The organism is Sphingomonas segetis, assembly GCF_009720245.1.
In the GTDB taxonomy this organism is placed as follows: Bacteria; Pseudomonadota; Alphaproteobacteria; order Sphingomonadales; family Sphingomonadaceae; genus Sphingomicrobium; species Sphingomicrobium segetis.
Genome location: NZ_WJSQ01000155.1, coordinates 1 through 6,094 on the forward strand (window position 1 = coordinate 1; position 6,094 = coordinate 6,094).

General features: G+C 68.3%; 6 protein-coding genes. All 6 read left to right on the forward strand.

The features are described from left to right. Positions 1 to 69: 69 nt before the first annotated feature. Positions 70 to 1,482 (forward strand): UDP-N-acetylmuramate--L-alanine ligase, encoded by a 1,413-nt coding sequence (gene murC / locus GH737_RS12340; protein ID WP_155265113.1) that lies wholly within the window; start codon positions 70 to 72, stop codon positions 1,480 to 1,482. Further along, entirely contained in the window at positions 1,479 to 2,396 is a 918-nt protein-coding gene (gene murB / locus GH737_RS12345) for a UDP-N-acetylmuramate dehydrogenase (protein WP_155265108.1), read from the forward strand. The genes murC and murB overlap by 4 nt, the downstream gene beginning before the upstream one ends. Positions 2,397 to 2,492: 96 nt before the next feature. Continuing rightward, positions 2,493 to 3,434, forward strand: a complete 942-nt coding sequence (locus GH737_RS12350; protein WP_155265109.1) for a D-alanine--D-alanine ligase — start codon at positions 2,493 to 2,495, stop codon at positions 3,432 to 3,434. Further along, a complete protein-coding gene (locus GH737_RS12355) occupies positions 3,431 to 4,339 on the forward strand; it encodes a cell division protein FtsQ/DivIB (protein ID WP_155265110.1) in 909 nt (302 codons plus the stop codon). The genes GH737_RS12350 and GH737_RS12355 overlap by 4 nt, the downstream gene beginning before the upstream one ends. Next, entirely contained in the window at positions 4,339 to 5,589 is a 1,251-nt protein-coding gene (gene ftsA, locus GH737_RS12360) for a cell division protein FtsA (RefSeq protein WP_155265111.1), read from the forward strand. The genes GH737_RS12355 and ftsA overlap by 1 nt, the downstream gene beginning before the upstream one ends. Beyond that, a partial coding sequence (locus GH737_RS12365) for an MFS transporter (protein ID WP_155265112.1) occupies positions 5,586 to 6,094 on the forward strand: 509 nt, incomplete at its 3' end. The genes ftsA and GH737_RS12365, both read left to right, overlap by 4 nt.

Genomic DNA, 6,094 nt, shown 5'->3' on the forward strand with positions numbered 1-6,094 from the left:
GCTCGCCGTCGGGCCCGCGCTCAGCCCGCGCCGCCGAGCCGTCGCTCCCGCGGGGGGCGTGCCGGCATGATGAAGGCGTTGGGCGCGGATATCGGCACGATCCATTTCGTCGGCATCGGCGGCATCGGAATGTCGGGAATCGCCGAAGTGATGCACCAGCTCGGCTACAAGGTGCAGGGCTCCGACGCGTCCGATTCCTATGTCGTCGAGAAGCTTCGCAAGAGCGGCATCCCGGTCAGCATCGGCCATTCGCCCGATAATCTCGGCGATGCCGCCGTGGTCGTCTGCTCAACCGCGATCAAGGACAACAACCCCGAGGTGCAGGCCGCGGCCGAGCGCCGGCTGCCGCGCGTTCGGCGCGCGGAAATGCTGGCCGAGCTGATGCGGCTGCAGAAGACGGTCGCGGTCGCCGGCACCCATGGCAAAACCACGACCACGTCGATGATCGCCGCCTTGCTCGACAGCGGCGGTCTCGATCCGACGGTGATCAACGGCGGCATCATCAACCGCTACGGCTCGAATGCGCGGCTCGGTAAAAGCGAGTGGTGGGTGATCGAGGCCGACGAGAGCGACGGCAGCTTCCTGAGGCTCGACGGGACGATCGCGGTCGTCACCAACATCGATCCCGAGCACCTCGACCATTACGGCGATTTCGACGGCGTCAAGGATGCCTATGTCGAGTTCGTCGAGAACGTGCCCTTTTACGGTCTGGCGGTGCTGTGCGTCGACCATCCCGAGGTGCAGAACATCATTGGAAGAATCCGCGACCGGAGGATCGTCACCTACGGCTTCTCCGCGCTCGCCGACGTCCGCGCCGACAATGTGATCCCCGTTCCCGGCGGCAGCCGCTTCGACGCACTCATCCTCGGCCGCGACGGCGAGCGGCGGACGATCGAGGGCGTGCACGTCCCGATCCCCGGTCGCCACAACGTCCAGAACGCGCTCGCCGCGATCGCGGTGGCGCTCGAGCTCGGCATTTCCGACGAGCAGATTATCGGCGCCTTCGAGCGGTTCGATGGCGTCAAGCGCCGCTTCACCCATGCCGGCGAAGTGGATGGCGCGATCGTCATCGACGATTATGCCCATCACCCGACCGAAATCCGGGCGACTCTGGCGGCCGCGCGCGAGGGCGTGCAGGGCCGGGTGATCGCGGTCATGCAGCCGCATCGCTACACCCGCCTGCAGTCGCTGATGGCCGACTTCGAAAATGCCTTCAACGACGCCGACGTGGTGTTCGTCGCGCCGGTCTACCCCGCCGGCGAGGAGCCGATCGAGGGCGTCGACGCGGGCGCGCTGGCGGAAGGGCTGCGCGCGCACGGGCACCGCATGGTGCGCGCGGTGGATGACCTCGACGACCTCTGCCTCGCGCTGCGCGACCTCGCCGCGGCGGGAGACATGATCATCTGCATGGGCGCCGGCGACATCACGAAGTGGGCCGGCGCGCTCGCCAGCGGAATCTGCGACGCGAGGGCGAAGAAATGAGCGGAGTTGCGCGTCTCGAGGGACAGTCCCTCCGCGTGCCCGTCCGCGGTAAGCTTACGGCGAACGCCCCGCTCGCGCCACTGGTCTGGTTCAAGAGCGGTGGCAGCGCCGAATGGCTGTTCGAGCCGAAGGACGAGGACGACCTCGTCCATTTTCTGCGCGCGCTCGACCCCGAGTTGCCGGTGATGGCGCTCGGCCTCGGCTCCAACATGATCGTCCGCGACGGCGGCGTGCCGGGGATCGTGATCCGCCTCGGCAAGCCGTTCTCGAAGATCGACCGCCTCGACGCCACGACGCTGCGGTGCGGCGGCGGTGCGAGCGGCATCCTCGTCTCGTCGACGGCGCGCGATCACGGCATCGCGGGCCTCGAGTTCCTGCGCGGCATCCCCGGGACCGTCGGCGGCTTCGTCCGGATGAACGGCGGCGCCTACGGCCGCGAGGTCAAGGATATCCTCGTCTCCGCGCGGATCGCGCTCCGCTCCGGCGAGGTCGTCGACTGGCCGCTGGATAAGCTCGGCTACACCTACCGCCACAGCAACGTGCCAGACGGCGCGGTAGTGATCGACGCCGTGTTCAGGGGCACGCCCGGCGACCGCGAAGCGATCGGCGCCGAGATGGACGCGATCGCGCGCGCCCGCGAGGAATCGCAGCCCTTGCGCAGCCGCACCGGCGGCTCGACCTTCAAGAATCCGCCCGGTCACAAGGCGTGGGCGCTGGTCGACGCGGCGGGCTGCCGGGGCCTGACGATTGGCGATGCCCAAGTCTCGGAAAAGCATTGCAATTTCCTGCTCAACCTCGGTAGCGCGACAAGCGCCGAGATCGAGGCGCTGGGCGAGGAAGTCCGCCGCCGGGTCGAGGCGAAAACCCACATCAGCCTGGAATGGGAAATCCAGCGGGTCGGAGTGAGCGAGTGACAACTTTTTTCGTCATGCCCGCGAAGGCGGGAACCCAGATTTGGTTGTTTGGCTGGGTCCCAGCTTGCGCGGGGATGACGACGTGGGGACGCGAGAATGGATAAGTCCCTCCACGTCGTCGTCCTGATGGGCGGCTGGTCATCCGAGCGCGAGGTGTCGCTGACCAGCGGCCGCGGGGTGGCGTCCGCGCTGCGCGAGCGCGGTTGGTCCAACGTCACCGAGCTCGACATGGACCGCGACGTGGCGCTGCGCCTTTCCGAATTGAAGCCCGACGTCGTGTTCAACGCGCTCCACGGCACGCCGGGAGAGGACGGCACCGTCCAGGGCATGATGGACCTGATGGGCCTCCGCTACACCCACAGCGGGCTCGAGACATCGGTCATCGCGATCGACAAGGAGCTGACCAAGATGGTGCTGGTACCGCACGGCATCCGCATGCCGGCGGGCACGATCGTCGAAAGCGAAAGCGTCTTCTCCGGGGACCCGCTGCCGCGGCCCTATGTCCTCAAGCCGGTCAACGAAGGCTCATCGGTCGGCGTCGCCATCGTCACCGCGGACGGCAATTACGGAAACCCGATCGGCCGCGACGTGCCCGGCCCGTGGAACGAGTTCGACGAGCTCCTCGCCGAGCCGTTCATCAGGGGGCGTGAGCTCACCGTCGCGGTGCTGAACGACGAGCCGCTCGCCGTAACCGAGCTCAAGATCGACAGCGGCTTTTATGATTACGAGCACAAATATACCGACGGCCGGACCGTCCACGTGTGCCCGGCCGAGGTGCCCGGCGACATCGCGCGCGCGATGATGGACATGGCGGCCAGGGCGCACCGCCTGCTCGGCTGCAAGGGCGCGTCGCGCTCCGACTTCCGCTGGGACGACCAGCAGGCCGAGGCGGGCGTCTATCTGCTCGAGGTCAACACCCAGCCCGGCATGACGCCCCTCAGCCTTGTGCCCGAGCAGGCGAAGCTCAGGGGCATCCCCTACGGCGAACTCGTCGAGCGCCTCATCGGCGAAGCTTTGGCAGATGGGGCGCTGCAATGAGCGCCGCGCACGTCCGCCGCGGCGCCTCGTCCCGCGCCAGGCCGCGCAAGAACTCCAAGGTCGCCGTGCCGAAGAAGATCGCCAGGCGCCTCCCGGTCGATCAGGCGCGCGCGAACAAGGTCGCCGGTATCGTCTTTGGCGGCTTCATGCTCGCGATCGTGGCGGTCGTGCTGGTCGCGCTCGACATTCCGGCAAAGGCCGAGCGCGCCGCCGGATCGGCGGTCGGCCGCGCCGGCTTCACCGTCAGCGGCTATCAGATCGTCGGCCTCGCCCATTTGGACCGGCGCGTCGTCGATTCCGTCGTCAACGACGAGATCCGCCGCGCCGCGGCCGACGCGGGCGCCGCCAGGGCGCCGCAGGCATTGGTTGACGCTGAGGCGATTCGCGAGCGGCTGCTGCGCTTCGGCTGGGTCAAGGACGCGCGCGTGCTGCGCCGTCTTCCCGACGCGCTCGTCATCGACATCGTCGAGCGCAAGCCCGCCGCTTTGTGGCAGAGCAAGGGGCAGCTCGCGCTGATCGATGCCGAAGGCGTCGTCCTCGACCGCGTGCCGGTCAACCAGATGCCCGACCTGCCGCTCCTCATCGGCCCCGGCGCCAACGTCCAGGAGCAGGAGCTGGCGCGGATGATGGCGGATGTGCCGACGCTCAAGCCGCAGCTCGCGTCGGCCACATGGGTCGGCGGGCGCCGCTGGGACCTGAACTTCCAGTCGGGCGAAACCGTTGCTCTTCCCGAAGGCGATGAGGCGGCACGCGTCGCTCTCGCCAAGTTCGCGAAAGCCGACCGCCAATCGGGACTGCTCGGCCGCGGCATTGTTCGGTTCGACCTGCGCGTACCCGGCAAGATGATCGTCCGGCTGCCGCATGCGCTCGATCCGATGACCCCCGCCAAGCCCCAGGCGAGCTGATGGCCCAGCCTGTCGACCGGGACCTCATCGCGGCGCTCGACATCGGCTCCTCCAAGGTGAGCGCGATGATCGCGCGCGTCGACGACGAAGGCCGCCCGACCGTGCTCGGCACCGGCCAGCGCGAGAGCCGCGGGGTCAAGCGCGGCTACATCACCGACATGGCCATGAGCGAGTTCGCGGTGCGCGAGGCGGTCGAACTCGCCGAGCGCATGTCGGGACTGACGGTCGAGGACGTGTGGGCGAGCTACGGTGCGCCGGGCCTGGTCAGCGACCTTGCCAATGTCGAGGTCGAGCTCGGCGGCCACGCGGTCGAGCAGGCCGACGTCGACCAGCTGCTTGCCGCCGGCAAGGACGCGATCGACAAGAACGGCCAGGTCGTGCTTCACGCCCATCCGGCGCTGTACACGATCGACCGGGCGCAGGGCGTGCAGCAGCCGATCGGCCTTCACGCGACCCGCCTCGGAGTCGATATTCACGTGATCGCCGCGGAGCCGTCGCCGCTCAGAAACATCGACACGGTCATTCGTCAGGCGCATCTCGGCGTGAAGGCGATCGTCGCTTCGCCAATCGCGGCGGCGCTCGCCTGCCTGAGCGACGAGGAGCGCGAGCTCGGGGTGGCGCTGGTCGAGATGGGAGCGGAAGTGACCAACGTCTCCGTTCATTACGGCGGGATGCTTGCCGGGCTTCGCTCGATCCAGCTCGGTGCCAAGGACATCACCAACGACATCGCCTGCGCTTTCGCCGTCCAGCGCCGCGACGCCGAGCGGCTCAAATGCTTCTACGGCTCGGCGATGACCAGCCCGCGCGACAATCACGAGATGATCGAGGCGACCCAGATCGGCGCGGAAGCCGGCGCCGAGCCGATGAAGATCACCCGAGCGCAGCTGATGATGGTCATCCGCCAGCGCATCGAGGAGCTGACGGGCGAGGTCGAGGCTGCGCTGAAAGGCCTCGGCTTCACCGGGCCGGTCGGGCGGCAGGTCGTGCTGACCGGCGGCGGCGCCGAATTGAAGAACGTCGCCGATTACATGCAGGGCGTGCTCGGGCGCGCCGTCCGAGTCGGGAGGCCGAAGCAGATCACCGGCCTTCCGGACGCGCATAGCGGCCCGGCTTTCTCGACGCTGGTCGGCCTCGCTTTGCTCGCCGCCAAGGGCCGCGGCGACATCCGCGACATCGGCCCGATCGCCCGTGCCCGCGTGCCCAAAGGCATGATCGGCCGCTTCATCGCCGCGATGAAGGGGGGCTATTGACCCACACCGCGCAGCGCGGGGGCACGTTGCTCGTGCTCCTCCTCGGCGCGGCGGTGTTCTTCAACTATGTCGACCGCGGTGCGATCGGGATCGCGGCACCGCTGATGACGGCCGAGCTGAAGCTCGACGCCAAAGCCTTCGGAATCGTCCTTTCGGCGTTCTTCTGGGTCTATGCGCCGGCGCAGCTGGTGGTCGGGTGGCTGGTCGACCGCTTCTCTGTGTACCGGCTGATGGCCCTTGGCGTGCTGCTGTGGGCAGCGAGCACCTTGCTGATGGGACTGGTCGGCGGGTTCGCATCCTTACTGGTGCTTCGGGTGATGCTCGGCATCGGCGAGACGGTCGCCTTCCCCGGCGCGTCGAAGATCATCACCCGCCACGTGCCGGCCGAACGGCGCGGAATGGCGAACGCCGCGCTCGCGCTCGGCCGACGGCTGTCCGATCCTCGACCCGTTGAGCAACGATCTCTACATGGCGTCGAACCGCCCGGGCGGCTTCGGCGGCCAGG

Excerpts from the sequence above, each read along its gene's own strand:
- murC (WP_155265113.1), top strand. The coding sequence starts at position 70 with ATGAAGGCGTTGGGCGCGGATATCGGCACGATCCATTTCGTCGGCATC.
- GH737_RS12355 (WP_155265110.1), top strand. The coding sequence starts at position 3,431 with ATGAGCGCCGCGCACGTCCGCCGCGGCGCCTCGTCCCGCGCCAGGCCG.
- ftsA (WP_155265111.1), top strand. The coding sequence starts at position 4,339 with ATGGCCCAGCCTGTCGACCGGGACCTCATCGCGGCGCTCGACATCGGC.
- GH737_RS12350 (WP_155265109.1), top strand. The coding sequence starts at position 2,493 with ATGGATAAGTCCCTCCACGTCGTCGTCCTGATGGGCGGCTGGTCATCC.
- murB (WP_155265108.1), top strand. The coding sequence starts at position 1,479 with ATGAGCGGAGTTGCGCGTCTCGAGGGACAGTCCCTCCGCGTGCCCGTC.